The sequence below is a fragment of the Echinimonas agarilytica genome (assembly GCF_023703465.1).
Taxonomy (GTDB): domain Bacteria; phylum Pseudomonadota; class Gammaproteobacteria; order Enterobacterales; family Neiellaceae; genus Echinimonas; species Echinimonas agarilytica.
In genome coordinates, this window is the sequence record NZ_JAMQGP010000003.1 from 268,647 (window position 1) to 285,645 (window position 16,999).

Annotated in this window: 13 protein-coding genes, 4 tRNA genes and 1 riboswitch; of the genes, 11 read left to right on the forward strand and 6 right to left on the reverse strand. The window is 46.6% G+C overall.

The features are described from left to right. The first annotated feature begins 10 nt into the window (after window positions 1-10). The 10 genes from ybgF to NAF29_RS08525 all read left to right on the forward strand — a co-directional run bounded on the left by ybgF (window position 11) and on the right by NAF29_RS08525 (window position 6,750). Complete coding sequence (gene ybgF, locus NAF29_RS08480; protein ID WP_251261141.1) at window positions 11-736, forward strand: tol-pal system protein YbgF; 726 nt, start codon at window positions 11-13, stop codon at window positions 734-736. 155 nt (window positions 737-891) lie between these two features. Beyond that, window positions 892-967 (forward strand) — tRNA-Lys (locus NAF29_RS08485). Between the two features lie 66 nt (window positions 968-1,033). After that, a tRNA-Lys gene (locus NAF29_RS08490) sits at window positions 1,034-1,109 on the forward strand. Window positions 1,110-1,132: 23 nt separating this feature from the next. Then, a tRNA-Lys gene (locus tag NAF29_RS08495) sits at window positions 1,133-1,208 on the forward strand. Between the two features lie 171 nt (window positions 1,209-1,379). Then, window positions 1,380-1,522, forward strand: a riboswitch (molybdenum cofactor riboswitch). After that, on the forward strand, window positions 1,511-2,488 hold the full coding sequence (gene moaA, locus NAF29_RS08500) for a GTP 3',8-cyclase MoaA (protein ID WP_251261142.1): 978 nt from the start codon (window positions 1,511-1,513) through the stop codon (window positions 2,486-2,488). Its footprint overlaps the riboswitch before it by 12 nt. A 5-nt stretch (window positions 2,489-2,493) precedes the next feature. Then, the gene (gene napF, locus NAF29_RS08505; RefSeq protein ID WP_251261143.1) at window positions 2,494-2,988 is read left to right on the forward strand and encodes a ferredoxin-type protein NapF; all 495 of its coding nucleotides are present in this window, start codon (window positions 2,494-2,496) and stop codon (window positions 2,986-2,988) included. A gap of 78 nt (window positions 2,989-3,066) precedes the next feature. Further along, window positions 3,067-4,107 carry a quinolinate synthase NadA gene (nadA, locus tag NAF29_RS08510; protein WP_251261144.1) on the forward strand — a complete coding sequence of 347 codons (1,041 nt, stop codon included), beginning with the start codon at window positions 3,067-3,069 and terminating at the stop codon, window positions 4,105-4,107. A gap of 99 nt (window positions 4,108-4,206) precedes the next feature. Beyond that, window positions 4,207-5,460, forward strand: a complete 1,254-nt coding sequence (locus tag NAF29_RS08515) for a M48 family metallopeptidase (protein WP_251261145.1) — start codon at window positions 4,207-4,209, stop codon at window positions 5,458-5,460. Next, window positions 5,457-6,287: a hypothetical protein gene (locus tag NAF29_RS08520; protein WP_251261146.1), complete on the forward strand. Its 831-nt coding sequence runs from the start codon at window positions 5,457-5,459 to the stop codon at window positions 6,285-6,287. Before NAF29_RS08515 ends, NAF29_RS08520 begins: the two co-directional genes overlap by 4 nt. A 375-nt stretch (window positions 6,288-6,662) precedes the next feature. Then, window positions 6,663-6,750 (forward strand) — tRNA-Ser (locus tag NAF29_RS08525). Between the two features lie 780 nt (window positions 6,751-7,530). Here the strand turns inward: NAF29_RS08525 and NAF29_RS08530 are convergent. The 6 genes from NAF29_RS08530 to NAF29_RS08555 all read right to left on the reverse strand — a co-directional run bounded on the left by NAF29_RS08530 (window position 7,531) and on the right by NAF29_RS08555 (window position 15,692). Continuing rightward, the gene (locus NAF29_RS08530) at window positions 7,531-9,891 is read right to left on the reverse strand and encodes a glycoside hydrolase family 2 protein (RefSeq protein WP_251261147.1); all 2,361 of its coding nucleotides are present in this window, start codon (window positions 9,889-9,891) and stop codon (window positions 7,531-7,533) included. A 106-nt stretch (window positions 9,892-9,997) separates the two neighbouring features. Continuing rightward, window positions 9,998-11,452: an aldehyde dehydrogenase family protein gene (locus NAF29_RS08535; protein ID WP_251261148.1), complete on the reverse strand. Its 1,455-nt coding sequence runs from the start codon at window positions 11,450-11,452 to the stop codon at window positions 9,998-10,000. 15 nt (window positions 11,453-11,467) lie between these two features. Then, window positions 11,468-12,244, reverse strand: a complete 777-nt coding sequence (locus NAF29_RS08540; protein WP_251261149.1) for an enoyl-CoA hydratase/isomerase family protein — start codon at window positions 12,242-12,244, stop codon at window positions 11,468-11,470. Continuing rightward, the gene (locus tag NAF29_RS08545) at window positions 12,241-13,377 is read right to left on the reverse strand and encodes a CaiB/BaiF CoA transferase family protein (protein WP_251261150.1); all 1,137 of its coding nucleotides are present in this window, start codon (window positions 13,375-13,377) and stop codon (window positions 12,241-12,243) included. The genes NAF29_RS08540 and NAF29_RS08545 overlap by 4 nt, the downstream gene beginning before the upstream one ends. Further along, a complete protein-coding gene (locus tag NAF29_RS08550) occupies window positions 13,374-14,519 on the reverse strand; it encodes a CaiB/BaiF CoA transferase family protein (RefSeq protein WP_251261151.1) in 1,146 nt (381 codons plus the stop codon). Before NAF29_RS08550 ends, NAF29_RS08545 begins: the two co-directional genes overlap by 4 nt. A gap of 21 nt (window positions 14,520-14,540) precedes the next feature. After that, a complete protein-coding gene (locus tag NAF29_RS08555; protein WP_251261152.1) occupies window positions 14,541-15,692 on the reverse strand; it encodes an ABC transporter substrate-binding protein in 1,152 nt (383 codons plus the stop codon). Between the two features lie 275 nt (window positions 15,693-15,967). Between NAF29_RS08555 and NAF29_RS08560 the strand changes: the two genes are divergently transcribed. Then, the gene (locus NAF29_RS08560; RefSeq protein ID WP_251261153.1) at window positions 15,968-16,966 is read left to right on the forward strand and encodes an MBL fold metallo-hydrolase; all 999 of its coding nucleotides are present in this window, start codon (window positions 15,968-15,970) and stop codon (window positions 16,964-16,966) included. Window positions 16,967-16,999: the final 33 nt, after the last annotated feature.

The window sequence follows — 16,999 nt, forward strand, 5'->3', positions numbered from 1 at the left end:
TTAGAAACTAATGATCAGACGTCATATTGTTGTTTTGGCCGCGACCCTTTCGGGCGTGGCCTTTGCTGCTGTACCCGTGAGGGATGCCAATGGCAGCACAGAAGAGCGTATCTCACGTTTAGAGCGCATGGTTGAGTCGCGTAACCAAGTTCAGCTTGGAATGCAGCAGCAGCTATCAGAGCTCGAACTAGAGGTTCAAAATTTACGCGGAACGCTAGAACTTCATAGCCACAAGCTCGAAGAGATCCTGGCCCGTCAACGCGACCTATACCAAGACATTGACCGCCGATTAGGCAGCGGTGCTGGTGCTGTTCCAGCCGCTACTTCTCCGGCAGTTCCGGCGTCAGCAGCTTCAAATGTGTCCAGTGCTGATGTAACCGCTAATGTCGCGTATGAAAATGCATTTAAGCTGCTGAAAAATAAAAAGTACGATGATGCATCTGTCGCATTCTCAAAATTTGTGGCTGACTATCCTACATCCAGCTATGTAGCGAATGCGCATTACTGGACAGGGCAACTTAGTTATCGTGACGGTGACCTCGCAAACGCTAAAACGTCGTTTGCAAGTGTGGTAAGTAAATATCCACAGTCGTCTAAACGTGCTGAATCTATCTTTAAACTTGGCTTAATTGCAGAGAAAGAAGGCCAAGCCGAAGAAGCGAAAAGCTACTTTAAACGAGTGGTTGCTGAATACCCAAGCGCAAGCGTAGCGCAGATGGCAAAAGCCAAACTTTAGTCGTGACTTTGTTGTAACAATTGATTGAGCTTTGAGCAGTCGCATTAAAAGTTTCATTTTCTTGTTGCAACTCAGAGTCAGATAAGTATTATACGCACCGCGTCAGGGGTTACGGCAAATCGCACGAACTAGGTAGTCTGACCGAAATTAGATACGGGTTGTTAGCTCAGCTGGTAGAGCAGTTGACTTTTAATCAATTGGTCGCAGGTTCGAATCCTGCACAACCCACCATCTAATTCTAACTATTCCTACCAGTTAATCAGGTCTTCTTTACGGCTTGATGACAGAGAAGAAAACGGGTTGTTAGCTCAGCTGGTAGAGCAGTTGACTTTTAATCAATTGGTCGCAGGTTCGAATCCTGCACAACCCACCATTTTCTCTCACACTTTCTACTGTGGGTTGTTAGCTCAGCTGGTAGAGCAGTTGACTTTTAATCAATTGGTCGCAGGTTCGAATCCTGCACAACCCACCATTCTTTATGACCTCTTAAATACTTCCAAACCTTTAAGCACACATGCATTGGCTTCCTCGCAACCTAACATGTAATTGATTCAACAAATCTTTTTGATGTAGAAATGTGTTATGTCGGTACTCACTATCCGCATATTTATAATGCAATTATAGTGTTGTCGGGCTAGACTCAATTAATTAACAGCTCCGAAGCCTCAGTTCCTAATCGTTTGTAATCTCAAATGTATGGTGTTTTGGCCGTGACTCAGAGTCACCGGGTTTAGCTTGAAAAGGCTAAGCCTCCCGTGTTTGGAAAGGGGTAACATGGCCTTATCTGACCCATTCGGTCGGCAGTTTCACTATGTGAGGTTGTCGATAACCGACGTATGCAATTTTAGCTGCGATTACTGTTTGCCTGATGGTTATCAGTGCGACGGTGATCGTAACTTTCTGTCTGTGGATGAAATTCGACGCGTCAGTCGAGCATTCGCGAATCTTGGCGTAAAAAAAATTCGAATCACAGGTGGTGAGCCGAGTTTGCGCAAAGACTTACCAGAAATCATCCAAACTGTTGCCCAAACGCCCGGCATTGAACGGGTTGCACTGACCACCAATGGTCATAAAATGGCGCGTCATTTAGATAAATGGCAAGCGGCTGGCCTTCATGCCATTAATGTCAGCGTTGACAGTTTAAATCCTCACGTGTTCCACCAGATCACCGGGCATAATTCGCTCACCGATATTCTTGATGCGATGAACACTGCACAGGCAATGCCGTTTGATCGCCTGAAATTAAATGCAGTGCTGATGAAAGGCGTGAATGCTCATGAGCTTGAAAGTTACATGGGTTGGCTTAAAGACAAGAAAATCAGTTTGCGATTTATTGAACTGATGGAAACTGGCGATACGCGTGATTTTTTTAAAAAGCACCATAGCTCCGGCCAAGCCATTGTTGACCACCTTATAGCGAACGGCTGGGAACAAGTGCAAAGAGGTGTTACTGCCGGCCCAGCGCAAGAGTATTGGCACCCTGATTGGAAAGGCAGAGTCGGTGTGATCATGCCTTACAGCAAAGATTTTTGTGAAAGCTGTAATCGCTTGCGCATGTCATCTCGTGGCGATCTTCATTTATGTTTGTTCACTGAACACGGGCTTAGTGTGCGTCATTTGATGCAAAAAGATGAAGACATTCCTTTGTTGATGCAGCGTTTACAAGAGCTGCTCCATCAAAAGCATGCGACTCATTATTTGCCTGAGCATCAAGTGGGCGCGACTCGTAATCTATCGTCTATTGGCGGGTAGTCGCTGTGACTCGCCAAACAGACTTATCTCGTCGCGCTTTATTTCGTGCAAAAAGCAAGGCTAGCTTGCCGGTTCGCCCGCCGCATACATTGCCCGAAAGTCAATTTATTGATGCCTGTACCCGTTGCGAAAAATGTATCACAGCGTGTCCCACAGATATTATTGTCAAAGGCAGTGGCGGATTCCCTGAGATCGACTTTGCTCAAGGTGAAGGTCTCTGTGAGTTATGTGAAAAGTGCGCGGATGCCTGCCCAGACAATGCATTTGAAGAGGTCAGAGAGTCACCTTGGCCGTGGCATATTGCATTAGATGAGCAGACCTGTCTTGCTCACAAAGGTATAACGTGCCGCACATGTGCAGAGCAATGTGATCAGGGGGCCATTCGAATTAGGCCCCAATTGGGTGGCGTGTTCATTCCCAATTTTTCACTGGATGCGTGCAACGGCTGTGGCGCTTGCCTTGCTCCTTGCCCTGTGGATGCTATCTCTATTAAACGTTAGCCTTATGCTTTGATGCAATTTAGCGTATAATTCTCTTCCCAAATTTTGACCTAACAGAAACTCCCGTTGGAGCTTGCCATGACTGACGTATTAGACATTGATGTATTATCGCCGGCATATCCTTTTCCGCCCAAACCTGCACCCATGAGTGCGGTGGAGCGCGCAGCTGCGATAGAAAGAATTAAGCGTCTACTGAAAGAGAAAGATGCGGTCTTGGTGGCTCATTACTATACCGATGATGATATTCAGGCATTGGCAGAAGAAACAGGAGGTTGCGTTGCTGACTCACTTGAAATGGCACGTTTTGGTAATCAGCATCCAGCATCCACATTACTTGTAGCAGGCGTTCGCTTTATGGGCGAAACGGCGAAGATCTTAACGCCAGAAAAGAAAATTATCATGCCGACACTTGATGCGACGTGTTCGCTTGATATTGGTTGTCCTGCAGATGACTTTGCCAAGTTCTGTGATGAGCACTCTGATCGAACCGTAGTTGTATATGCCAATACCTCTGCAGCAGTAAAAGCCAGAGCTGATTGGGTTGTTACTTCAAGTATTGCACTGGATGTTGTGGATCATTTGGACAGTGAAGGTGAAAAGATATTATGGGCACCGGATAAGCACTTGGGTGGGTATGTTGCGAAGCAAACCGGCGCAGATATGCTGTTGTGGCAGGGAGCGTGTATTGTTCATGATGAATTTAAATCGAAAGCGTTGCACGATTTGAAAATTCAATACCCGAATGCTGCGGTACTGGTGCACCCCGAATCACCAGAAAGCGTTGTTGACATGGCCGACGCTGTGGGTTCAACAAGTCAATTGATCAAGGCTTCTCAAGAAATGGACAATGACATGTTCATTGTTGCGACTGATCGCGGCATTTTTTACAAGATGCAACAGTTGTCGCCAGAAAAGACCTTCATTGAGGCGCCAACGGGTGGACAAGGTGCAACATGCAGAAGTTGCGCGCATTGCCCGTGGATGGCCATGAATGGCTTACAGGCGATTGAGGAGGCGCTGTTGGACGGTACCGGCAAAGAAGTATTCGTAGATGCCGACATTCGCGAAAAGGCGCTTGTTCCTCTTAATCGAATGCTCAACTTTCAAGTGAATCGCTAAACCCTGCGCTCAATGTGTAACAATATTTGATTCGGTCGCTAGATTAAGGTTGCCAATAGGTGATAACCTTAATTTTTATAAAATTTTTAAAGTATTTATATGAATTACAAGGATGTAATCCGTTCTACTGTGTTCGCGGTATTGACGGTGGGTGTCATGTCGTGCGCTTCCCCTCATCGTAATGTCAGTCATTTGGACGCAGGTCAAGCAGCCCACGGTTCGCTTGAAGGCGAAGCTGAAGTGATTGAGCGTGCTGAGCAGTTCCATCAAAAGCTGATTGAGCAAGGCGTAATTATTCGTGCGGACAAAAAGACCAAAGAATATTTCGATGCCATTCTTGCTTCGTTATTAACCGAAGAAGAAAAGAACTCGAATGTTTACAAGGTCTACTTAACTCGTTCTCCCGATTTTAATGCCTTTGCATTAGGCAATGGTCATATATATTTCAATTTGGGCTTAGCTGCGGGCTTAGCCAACGCAGAGCAAATTGCATTTGTCATGGCGCATGAGATTGAGCACATCAATCAGCGCCATAGCATGGTGACATATTATCGTATTAAGGAGCAGCTCACCGCCGCAAGTGTAATTGATATTGTCCTCTTGGGAACCAAACTGTCTTATCTAGGCGCAGCGAGCAACCTATCAAAACATAGTCAGCAGCATGAATTAGATGCCGACCGATTTGCCATAGAGCGAATTGAGCGTTCTGGTTATGATGCATGCGTGGGCTATGCTGCTCTTGATCGTATTGAAGAGATTGCGCCTAAGTCCGATCCTGATGCATGGTTTGCGTCTCACCCTTCATTTATCGAGAGAACCTCGCAACTCGCTTCGTATCAGAGCGACGATTGCTATGCCGCAGATAACACCCCTGAATATTTAGAAATGCGTCAAAGCATTTTTGCCAAGGCTGTGGATTCAATGCTCAAAGGAGGATATGTACTTTTAGCGCAAAAAACGTTAAATGCGGCTCCGAATTTATTGCCTCAATGGCGTTTCCATCAGCTTAATGCGCAAGCTTACTATCAACTATCGATGCGCCCTGAGCAAGCAGGAAAAGAAACAGCATTATGGCAAGGTGAAGAGTATGAAGCCGAATACACGGAACCATTTAGACTTGCTCAAGACGACAATGCACTCCTCGCTGTTGAACAAGCAACGTTGGCCGTAGAGCTTGCTCCTCAAGAGCCACAAGCTTACAAAACGTTAGGAATGTCATTACAAGAGCAAGACCCAGCAAAGGCCGTACAAGCCTTTGAAACCTATATCGCGTTAAAGCCCAATGGGCGCGAAACTCGTTTTATCCAACATAAAATCAATACACTTAAACGTTCAAAGGAAATGAACCTATGATTCAAATTCTAAAATCCATTTTTGTCGGGCTATGTGCGCTCGTTATTCTCTCGGGATGTGCCGCGAATTACACCAGTGAGAGAGCTCACCCAGATTATGTAAATAACAAAGTCGACATCGAGCGCATTGCAATTGTGCCACCTATCGTTGAATACAACAGCCTAGAATTCTCAGGAGAAAATGTTCCGATTCCAGAGCGTGAAGAGGAAATGAAACAAATCATTGTCGATTTTGCTGCAGAAGAATTGAGAGCGCGAGGGTATGAACCCGTTGTTGTTAAACGCGAAGAAGTTGAAGCCGAATTAGATAATTACAACATTGATTTAGGCAAATTGCGTGAACAGTATTCTCAAATAAGAGATGTGCTTTACGAAAAGTCCGTGGTAAAAATTGAAGACTCTGTGAAGTTTGAACAGTCGGTGGGTGAAGCTGCGGCTATTGTTGCGAGCTACTCTGACGCCGATGCCGTGTTGCTGATGCGGTATTACGCCTACGAAAAAACCTCTGGAGCGATTGCGAAAGATGTAGCCGTGAGTGTTTTGGTTGCAGCTTTGACCGGGGGCGTAGGCGTACAGCCAACATCAGGAGAAGCCGTTGAAGTGGCCGTACTTGATGGCATTTCAGGCAATGTACTTTGGACAAACCATGCCAGCCTTCCTTCTGTTGAAGCCGCCTCATTGAAGCATGCGATGCAAAACTTAAAGCATGATATTGACGACATAGAAACGAATGGGCCTGAACATGTCGGTATTCCAGCAGCGCCGGAAACAGACGTTGATACATCTGCGGCTATTCTCCCTGAAAATGAAGTAAAAGTTGGCAGCTAAACATAGATAAAAAGCAATTAGCGTTGACGTAGGCTGTCGTTTTACTTAAGATACGCCGCGCTCTAGAGAGCGGCGTACGTGAGCTACACGGTTAAATAAAGCAGACAATCAGTTTTAAAGTGCGGTGAGGTGTCCGAGTGGCTGCTGAAGTTAAGCATGGAGTCACGCATAGCGTGCGACTCAGCCACTTAAAATAAAGCCAACGTGAGCTACACGGTTAAATAAAGCAGACAATCAGTTTTAAAGTGCGGTGAGGTGTCCGAGTGGCTGCTGAAGTTATGCATGGAGTCACGCATAGCGTGCGACTCAGCCACTTAAAATAAAGCCAACGTGAGCTACACGGTTAAATAAAGCAGACAATCAGTTTTAAAGTGCGGTGAGGTGTCCGAGTGGCTGAAGGAGCACGCCTGGAAAGTGTGTAAGGGGCAACCCTTCGAGAGTTCGAATCTCTCTCTCACCGCCATCTATTTGAGAGCCTGCGAGTATTCGCAGGCTTTTTTCGTCTTAGTCTTTCAAAATCTTCGTGTGAATTAACTTAGGCATCGACCCTAGCACTTTGTGGCGTTAGAGAGTTCGAGCTGAGCGCTTTGGCAAAAGCGCGAAACAACGTCGCTTTAGCGGCGGCCCGAAGGGAAGGTGCTTTGCACCGCATCATCTCTCTCTCACCGCCATCTATTTGAGAGCCTGCGAGTATTCGCAGGCTTTTTTCGTTTTAGTCTTTCAAAACCTTCGTGTGAATTAACTTAGGCATCGACCCTAGCACTTTGTGGCGTTAGAGAGTTCGAGCTGAGCGCTTTGGCAAAAGCGCGAAACAACGTCGCTTTAGCGGCGGCCCGAAGGGAAGGTGCTTTGCACCGCATCATCTCTCTCTCACCGCCATCTATTTGAGAGCCTGCGAGTATTCGCAGGCTTTTTTCGTTTTAGTCTTTCAAAACCTTCGTGTGAATTAACTTAGGCATCGACCCTAGCACTTTGTGGCGTTAGAGAGTTCGAGCTGAGCGCTTTGGCAAAAGCGCGAAACAACGTCGCTTTAGCGGCGGCCCGAAGGGAAGGTGCTTTGCACCGCATCATCTCTCTCCGCTATCGAGTTTCAAATGGAGCTGATTGTTCACTTAAGCGACTGTCTTATTTTTGGGAGCCATCTCAGTGTGGCAACCGGAGATGTAAAAAAGCCGTAGCATTCTAACTAAAGAAGCTACGGCTGATATGAATGGCTTAGCGCCATTTGAATAACAGGGCTTAGTTATTCAATTTCTTGCCACATCTCTGGCCAATAGCGGTAAATACTATGACCATACTTGGCTAGTTTTTCTTCCGCTTCAGCAAGATAATCTAGGCTCTGTTGCTTCGCAGCTGCTTGATCCCCAATCAGTAAGGTGTAGCAGTTGTCGGCTATTTGTTCGCCCTGTGCATTGCTCAAGGTAATCTCAATATCAAACGTACCTTCGGCATCCGCTGGAATGTCCCAATCAATGTCTACAAATTGCTCTGCACTGTCAGTCGCAACTTGAATTTCGACTGAGCCTGCAGCATCAGTTGCTTTAGACTGGTATTTCACAACCCAAGACAGTGTGAGGTCTGAGTAATCGAATTGATGGTCATTCACAACCCAAATGTCAGCATGGAATTTGGAGCCTGCAGACCAGCGTCTCTTCTCAAAGTTCAAACTTGGCAATAATGGTTGATACGTACGCTTGAGCCAGTCAAATGCTAATTTTTTCTTACCGTAGTAATCAATGATGCCCCACTTAATGTCAGGCACGTGTGTCATGAAGTGACATAACGACACGCCGCTCATTTTCGGCTTACGTCGGCGGTATGTTTCCAATGCAAATTGGATCACAGTGCCTTGCGCAATTTGGGTGGCCTCAACAAACTCTTCTAAAGAACCCATTTTGTAGTCATTGAAGACTTCAAAATTAAGGTTTTTCAAAATGTCGATATCAGCCCAGTGGTATGCCCAGCTGGGTCCCATAGGCCATAGTTCATCTTCAGGAATAAATTTTTTCAGACTGTCGATTGATGGAGCCGATGCAGCTGTGAGCTCAGGGATAATCGCGCAATCTAATGAAGGATAGTATTCCTCCATGAACTCTTTGCCGCCTTGATAATAGTGTTCGTTGGCATGCATGGATTCGTTGGGTCTAAAGCCAATATTCTGGCCTGACTCGGAGCTAAGCGGCGACGCCAAGCCATAAGGCACATTGGTGTATTGCGCCACAGTATCGCCAATCACTTCCATGAGCTGCTTGTTACCACTGCGCTCGTGAGCGCCTGAGAAGAATACTTCTTCTCCGCCCATCCAAAATATTTGAGAAGGGTGATTGCGTCGCGCTTTCACGGTTTCAACACACTCATGGAGTACGCCGTCTACAAATTCTTTGTCGCTTGGGTATGCTTGTGTGGCCAAGGTAAAGTTAGTCCAAACGGTGATTCCCAGCTCGTCACATAGGCGATAAAACTCTGGCGTTTCTGGTGGATGCCAGCCAAAGATTCGTAAGTTGTTGATGTTGGCTTCTTTCACCATGGCGACACGGTCTTCGTATTTTTTCAACGAGTTACGGCCATACAAAAATGACGGTTGGCCACCCCAGCACGCAGAACGCAAGAAGTGACGCTTGCCGTTGATCATGAATGTCCAAGGGAACTCATTGTCGTATCCTGGATTGAACTCCATCTTGACTTCACGCAGACCAATGACTTCGTCTTTGCTGTCTAGAACTTCATCACCTTCGCGAATAGAGGCCGTGAGTTGATACAGGTTCTGATCGCCCATATCCCAAGGCCACCAAAGTTTGGCATGAGCTACGATCATTTGGGTATGAACTGTGTTTACGCCGGGTTCAGCAATCACTTCTGTCTCAGCGCTGTACTCATGAGTTTCACAGTTGTGACCCACTAAGTGGCTGGCAATTGTCACAGACTTTGCTTTGTTGGAGTGGTTTACAATTTCATAGCTTGCCGTGAGCGTTGCTTTGTCTTCGCTATGAACTTTGACGTCAGTGCGAATGTTGTCAACGCGCACCATGTCTGTTGCTTCCACGCGAATAGGTCTCCAGATACCGAAAGGTACTAGCCCTGAGAAGTAGTCGCCGGAAAAGTTTACTTTTTTACCACCACAGTTACGATAGTTTTTAGGTGGCGGATCGAGTTTGATCATCAACATGTTTGAACCGTCACGCCAGTCTTCGTAACTCACAACATCCGTGATATCAAATTCAAATTCAGAGAACATGCCTTCGTGGCGTCCTAAGAATGTACCGTTTAGCCAAACGCTACAGCTATAGTCGACGCCTTCAAAAATAATACGTACTTTTTTGCCTTGCATTTCATCAGGTACAGCAAAACGATGACAGTACCACCACTCGTAATCGGCAACCCACTTCGCGCGGTGCATATTGCGGCCAAAGTATGGGTCTTCAATTTCGTTGGCTCGATGTAAGTCTGTGTATACATCACCCGGTACTGTGCCAAAGTTCCAGCTAAAGTGGGTGCCTTGGTATTCTGCGGGCAAAAGGTGCAAACCTTCAATTTCACCTTGGCCTGGACGCATGCGCTCCATTTGCCAGCGGCATCCGGTCAAATCTAAGTTTATTCTAGACATCAGGTGTTCCTCTAAATCGGTGCTCAATTCTTGTTATTTAGGTCAGCTGCTGTAATTGACGCGACATAATTCGCGTCAATCGAAGAGCAAACTGGGTAAAAATTAATTAGTCGTAATTAAAATAAATGGTTCTTTTTTGCAGGTAGTTTTCGATGCCGTAAACACCGTCTTCTCCGCCAGTGCCGCTGCGTTTGTGGCCACTGTGATAACCTTGTACGTAGCCCACAATTTGCTTGTTAACGAATACTGTTCCAACTTGCATATCGCTAATAGCATTGAAGACTGTGTTGATGTTTTGGCTGTATATATAGGCCGACAACGCGTCTTCGCGGTCGTTACAAATGTCTAACGCGTGTTGATAATCTTTCACTGCAATAATGGGCATGATAGGGCCGAAAATTTCATGTTTGGCCAGTGGCATGTCCGCCGTTACATCGGTCACTACTGTTGGTTCATACCAGTTGCCATTTTCGAATTCGGCGCCGTCTGGACGCTTGCCTCCCAATGCGACTGTGGCTCCCATTGCGACTGTGCCTTGCAACAGTTGGTCAATGCGTTCGACTGAATCAGCAGTAACGCTCGGCCCCATATCGGCACCCGACAACGGATCGCCAACAGTGATCTGCTTAACGCGTTCGAGTACTTTTTGAGTGAATGCTTCGGCCACGCTTTCTTCAACTAAAACCAGCTCATTGCAAATGCAGACTTGGCCGCAGTTTGCGTAGCGAGAGGTCACCGCAGCTTCAGCGGCTTTATCAAGATCGGCGTCTGCCAGTACGATGAAAGATGCCTTGCCACCAAGCTCCAAAATCAAGCCACTTACATTTTCAGAAGAGCTTTTGTAGATTGCCTGACCTGCACGGGTACTGCCGGTGAGCGACACTAAACGTGTTTCTGGGTGGGTGACCAAGGCTGAGCTCACTTCAATACCAGAGCCGCTGACCAGATTGATCACCCCTTTAGGGAAGCCTATTTCATCAACTACTTTACAAAACTCAGATGCCGTGACTGGCGTTGCTTCATGAGCTTTCAGAATAATCGTGTTACCGGTGACCAATGCTGGGCCAACTTTTCGACCAATCAGCGCGAGAGGGTAGTTGTAGGCACATAACCCAAGTGTCACACCGTAAGGTACTTTTTGAATCCAAAGTTGCTCTTTTGGATTCTCTGACGGGTAGATATTGCCTTCAATTCTGCGGGCAGCTTCAGCTGAATACTGCAAGTAATTCAATGTGTCATCGAACTCACCGTAAGCTTGAGGCAGCGTTTTGCCTTGCTCTTGAACAATGAGTTGCGCGAAATGATCGCGTTTAGGTTTTAGCCCTTCAATAAGCTTGAATAACCAGCGGCCTCGCTCAATCGCGGGTAATTTAGACCACGACATAAACGCCTGCTGAGAAGAGGCCATCGCCAGTTCAACATCATCTTTATTACAGTCCGGAATGGTGGCCCATATCTGTGCATTCGAAGGGTTTTCGACTTCAAATGTTTTTTGGCTTAAAGACTCATGCCAAGCACCGTCGATATAACAAGGGTAATGTGTAACTGTAGAATTATTCATAGTGAACCTCGTTGTCTATTGCCCTTGAAAAACCGCTGGGCGTTTGTCGATAAAAGCGTTAAACCCTTCTGCTGCGTCTTTGGTATCGTAGAGTTCGTTAACCAATTTCTGCTCCAGCGCTAACCCCTCTTCGAGTGTTAATTCAACACCTTGTCGAAGGGCTTTTTTGGTCGCTGTTACTGCAAGCAACGGGCCGTCTGCGATTTTTTTGGCGTACTCGAATGTGAATTGATCCAGTTGGTCTTTTTCAACCAGTTGATTAATCAAGCCCATTTCAGTTGCTGTATTAACTGAAAATGAGTCGCCAGTTGCTAAAAATTCCAACGCTTTGGCGAGGCCCACAAGGCGAACCAGCCTTTGACTTCCGCCATTTCCTGGAATCAACCCAAGCTTTATTTCAGGCAGGCCTAATAAGTAATTACCTTTGGCTGCAAATCGAAGGTCGCAAGCCATAATGAGCTCTAAACCGCCGCCCAGAGCATGGCCGCTAACTTGGGCAATCACGACTTTATCGCTTTGCTCCAGTGCAGCTGTAGTGCGCCGGGCCATGTCCACCAATTTTTGGTTGGTGGCAGTGTCGTTTGTTTGAAACTCTTTAATGTCGGCCCCAGCACAAAAAAACTTCTCGGACTGACTGTTAACGACTAATGCGCCGACGGATGAATCTGCGTTCATGTCGACTACGGCTTGGTGAAGCTCTGTCATCAAGTCGAGGTTATAGGCATTAGCCGGAGCACGATTGAGGGTGATGTAACCAACATTCTCGCGCTTTGATAAGACGATGTGATTCATGATTTGGAAAACTCCTGAATGACGTTCGCTGTGTGCTGGCCAAGTGATGGCGCACCTATGGCATTGGTGATGATTGATTCATCGAATCGAATAGGGCATCGAGTGGTTTGATAGCTGTGGCCAAGTCCGTGAGTCACAGACTGCACCATATCTAACACTTTGAAACCGTCGTGCTCTACCAACTGAGTCCAGTTCAATACCTTGGCGCACCAAATATCGGCAGGCTCCAAAATAGCTAACCAATACTCAGTGGATTCATGGCTGAGATGAGCGGCCAACACGGCTTTAATGGCATCGCGCTGCTTATACCAAGTGTTTGGATCGGCAAATTCGTTGAGGCCATCGCAGCTTAAAAGCTCGGCTAGTTTAGGAATGGCACCCATGGCCAGCGCCAAATACCCTGTGGTTGTTTTATACAAGCCGTAAGGAGCGCCAACCAGAGGGTGTGCTGCGTTTACGTCGCCGCGTACGATGGGTTCACCGCCGTCTTGGTAATACAAGGTCAGAGGCTCAAATTGAAAGTCCAACATCGCTTCTAGCATGCTGACTTCAACTTCAGCCGACTCGTCGGCTAACAGCGCAGCTAAGATGCCTTGCACTAGTTGAGCCCCCGCAAATACATCGGCAATTGCGTATCCCATTGGCGTTGGACCATCGCTGTCTTTGCCGGTTTGCCAAACGTTCCCAGACAAGGCTTGAACCAATAGATCTTGGCCGGGTTTTTCAGCGTAAGGGCCTTGGTTGCCGTAGCCCGAAATGCTGCCATAGACAATATTTGGGTTAATGCTTTTGACGTCAGCGTATGCGAGTCCGAGTCTTGCCATTACGCCGGGTCTAAAGTTGTGCACGAGGATGTCGGCTTTTTCGACAATGCGTTTGATCACTTCCAGATCATCGGCACTTTTTAAATTGGCTTGAACGCTTTCTTTGCCTCGATTTACAGCTTGATAGAAAGCGGAATCACCCTCAATGTTGAGGTGCGACGCGTACATTGAACGTGTGATGTCGCCATGCAAGTGATGTTCAATTTTAATCACACGAGCGCCTAAGTCGGCTAAGCGCAATGTCGTGCTTGGCCCGGACAAAAACTGAGAGAAATCGACGACTAACAGTCCATCTAATGGCTTGATCATAACCCGAGCTCCTCAAACAGGTAGTCGTTGGCATTGCCAAGAACTGGTGCGGCTACATTCGACGTTAAACGAGATTGGTTGATCCGAATTGGGCAGCGTGTTGTGGTGACTGAAACATTGTTTCCGCGGCTGACTTTCTGCTCCATTTGGAGCAATTGATATACCTCAGAGGACGTTAATTTGTCGTAATCAAATACGTCTGAGCACCAATAATCAGCGGGCTCAAGTAACGCAAGCCAGTGTGCAGTTGTTTGGCTTTTCAGGTGTGCAGCAATGATGTTTTTAATTTCATCACGCTTTTCAAAGCTTGTGTTGCTAGCTTCGTATTCTGCCAATGAATCAAGCCCAATCAGCTGACCTAACTTATCCAAAGAACCCATTGCGATTGCAATATGGCCGTCTTGGGTAGGGTAAATCCCATAAGGTGCCTCTAAATAAGGATGTGCATTTGCAGTTTCACTTCGCGTTGGAAGCTGTTGGCCGTTGTTGAAGAAATGAGTGAGGCCTTCAAATTGAAGATCTAAAATAGACTCCATCAAACTGACTTCAACTTTCGCGCCTATGCCGTGGCGTTTCTTACGCACCAGTGCAGCCAAAAGCCCTTGGGCTAAGTGAGTACCACACATCATATCGGCTACAGCAACGCCAAATGGCGTAGGTGGTGCGGCGCGGTCGGCGGAGACCCATGTGAGGCCCGAAAATGATTGCGCGAGTAAATCTTGGCCTGGCTTGTCTTTCCAAGGGCCAACTTTGCCGTAGCCGCTCACTTCACCATAAACAATGGTGGGATTGATGGCTTTGACACTGGCGTAATCCAGCCCAATGCGCTCCATGATGCCAGGCCTGAAGTTGTGCGTGATCACATCCGCTTTGCTGATCAGTTGCTTCACTTTTTCAAGATCATCAGCATCTTTCAAATTGGCTGCGTAAGATTCTTTATTGCGGTTGATGGTGTGGAATAACACACTGTCGTTATCGACCCGCAGATTTTTGGTGGCAAGTTGTCGGCAGGCATCACCCCATTTAGGCCGCTCGATTTTGATCACGCGAGCGCCTAAGTCTGCCAAGCGAAGGCCCGCATAAGGCCCTGCAAGGTACTGACTAAATTCTAAGACAACTAAACCTGCTAATGGTTGTTTCATAATCGGGACTCTTCTCAACCGTTATTTACATTGGAGTGTTTTAGATTCTTGATACATTTGGTTGATCTTGCTGAGTAAAGATTTGGCGCTACCGCCTACGCGTAGGTATTCTTGGATTGGATCACCTACATGGTCTTGGAACTCGAGATAACCGTTATAGCGAGGGCGCACAAATGCTCGGTCGAGGGTTGGAAGCGTGTCTTTGAAGAAGCTTGAACACAACTGATCATGCGCTTCGTTAGTCCAAGCGCTACGATGACCCGGCTGGCCACCAGATGTGAAAAATACGGTGTTTTGGACATGGGCTGAGGCAATGTATTTTACAAACTCAACGGCTTCTTCAATGTTTTTAGACTTGGCAGAAATGGCAATGCCGGTGCCGCCGAGCATAGTTGCTCCGGGGCTAGACGCTTCAATACCAATCACATCTCCAAACTTCACTAACTTGGGTGAATAACCTTCGCGAGAGTAATTGGTGTAGCCATAGGTATAAGGTGCGTATGCAAACTCGTCGGTTTGCGACATGACTTCCATTGTGCGGATGGGGTTTAATTCAAAAAACTCTGAAGGCACTACATCAGATAGTTGCTTTAAGCGTTCTAAAGCGAGTAGACAGTCTTTCTCTGGCGCAACTTCAAAATCGTTGGTGAAAATATCGACCTTGGCAGCTTGCAACAAATTCAAGAAGTTGCCGTATACATCCAATGGAATACTTGGGCAACACACTAAGCCTTTTTTGCCCAGCGCGATCAATTGATCGAAGGTTTGAGGGACTTGCTCATTCGCTTTTTGCAGTAGATCAGGGCGGTAAGCTGAAACGGGAGCTGCTGCATCAATTGCTAAAGCCCATTGATGATTGTTGTAGGCATAGCTTTCGCAGGACTTGCCAACGCTATTTTGCTGTTGGTCGAGTAGATACTCTTTAGGCAAATATTCGTCCAGTGGCAACAATACATCGTGCTCTGCTACGTAACCCATCCAAGGGTTATCGATCACTAATAAATCAAAATCTCCCACCATATCGACCAGTGGCTTATCAGCAAATTCTTGCAACGTTCGTTTTTTCCACTCTACGTCTGTTTGAGGATTAAGTTCATTGAACCTTTGAGCTGACGCGACAGCAGAAACAAACCCGCGCGTATGATTCCAAGTAATACCTTTTAAAGTGGTCACGATGTATTCCTATATGAATGTTGTATTTCTATATGAATTATAGTGCGACTGATATCTGAGATTGTCAACTGAAAGATCACCCTTGTTTTATGCATTGCAGGTCTGGATCAAACTTTTAGAATCGACCGTATTTGTTGGCACGAGAAATAATTAAGCAAAGCAGCACCAAGCCCAGGAATCGGGCGCGATAATAGGCTCATTCGTTCGTTGTTTTTCTCTCGCTGACTTGCTGCTTCGTTATTGCTAGCATGGGGCCATGCAAAGGAGAGGTGTTGATGAAACTATTTCGCAAGGTTGCGTATGCACTAGCCATGTTTTGGTTGGTGGCGACGGTAGGTAGCTGCTCGGAGCTAAACGCTGAGCCGGTTGTTGCTAAATTTACAGTCGTCCCACTTGGTACAAACGGTGGACTGATGGAATCAAATCTGTCGTGCTACTTGATTGCGCCATTTGGGCAAACCGATTTTATTGCGTTAGATGCCGGCACTGTCTTTAAGGGATTGCAAAAAGCCAATGCCAACCTAAACAATGCAGAAGAGCGATTAACGCCTTCACACATTAAAGCTTACGCAATTTCTCATGCTCACCTTGATCACGTATCGGGCATGGTGCTCAATTCTCCGGAAGATACATCAAAGCCTATTTTGGCCTTGGCTCCGACTATAAACACCATTCGCGATCACTTATTTAATTGGGAAGTGTGGCCCAATTTTGCCAACGAAGGCGAAGGGCACACCCTTAATCAATATCACTATGTGCGATTAAAGCCAGAGCAGACATATGCGGTGAAAGATACTCAGATGACGATTACTGCATTTCCTTTGAGTCATTCCGGACACTCAGCATCCACTGCTTTTTTAGTTAAGCATCATGCGGACTCTGTGCTCTATTTAGGCGACGTGGGGCCTGATGTTATTGAGAAATCTGATCAGCTCTATCATGTTTGGAAAACAGTCGCGCCACTCGTTCAGGCTCATCAATTACGCGCTATTTTTATGGAATCCTCGTTTCCGAACTCGCATCCCGATCACCTTTTATTCGGCCATTTAACGCCTAAATGGATGATGAGTGAATTGCAAACATTGGCAGAATTGGTGGACTCGTCTAATCCAAACGCAGCGCTTGAAGGTTTAAAGGTGGTCGTCACTCACATTAAACCTAGCGTTGCTGGGCCAGCGATTGCTGAGCTGCGCATCATGGAAGATCTGAACGCTTTGAATCATCTAAAGCTTCAATTCATTTTACCGGAATCCGGAAAACCGTTGAGCTTATAATGGTCAGCTATTGATTGGCTGATCGATGATCGA

Coding starts and splice junctions, on each gene's coding strand:
- NAF29_RS08530 (WP_251261147.1), bottom strand. CDS start 9,891: ATGTCTAGAATAAACTTAGATTTGACCGGATGCCGCTGGCAAATGGAG.
- moaA (WP_251261142.1), top strand. CDS start 1,511: ATGGCCTTATCTGACCCATTCGGTCGGCAGTTTCACTATGTGAGGTTG.
- NAF29_RS08560 (WP_251261153.1), top strand. CDS start 15,968: ATGAAACTATTTCGCAAGGTTGCGTATGCACTAGCCATGTTTTGGTTG.
- NAF29_RS08540 (WP_251261149.1), bottom strand. CDS start 12,244: ATGAATCACATCGTCTTATCAAAGCGCGAGAATGTTGGTTACATCACC.
- NAF29_RS08550 (WP_251261151.1), bottom strand. CDS start 14,519: ATGAAACAACCATTAGCAGGTTTAGTTGTCTTAGAATTTAGTCAGTAC.
- NAF29_RS08515 (WP_251261145.1), top strand. CDS start 4,207: ATGAATTACAAGGATGTAATCCGTTCTACTGTGTTCGCGGTATTGACG.
- NAF29_RS08545 (WP_251261150.1), bottom strand. CDS start 13,377: ATGATCAAGCCATTAGATGGACTGTTAGTCGTCGATTTCTCTCAGTTT.
- ybgF (WP_251261141.1), top strand. CDS start 11: ATGATCAGACGTCATATTGTTGTTTTGGCCGCGACCCTTTCGGGCGTG.
- nadA (WP_251261144.1), top strand. CDS start 3,067: ATGACTGACGTATTAGACATTGATGTATTATCGCCGGCATATCCTTTT.
- NAF29_RS08520 (WP_251261146.1), top strand. CDS start 5,457: ATGATTCAAATTCTAAAATCCATTTTTGTCGGGCTATGTGCGCTCGTT.
- NAF29_RS08535 (WP_251261148.1), bottom strand. CDS start 11,452: ATGAATAATTCTACAGTTACACATTACCCTTGTTATATCGACGGTGCT.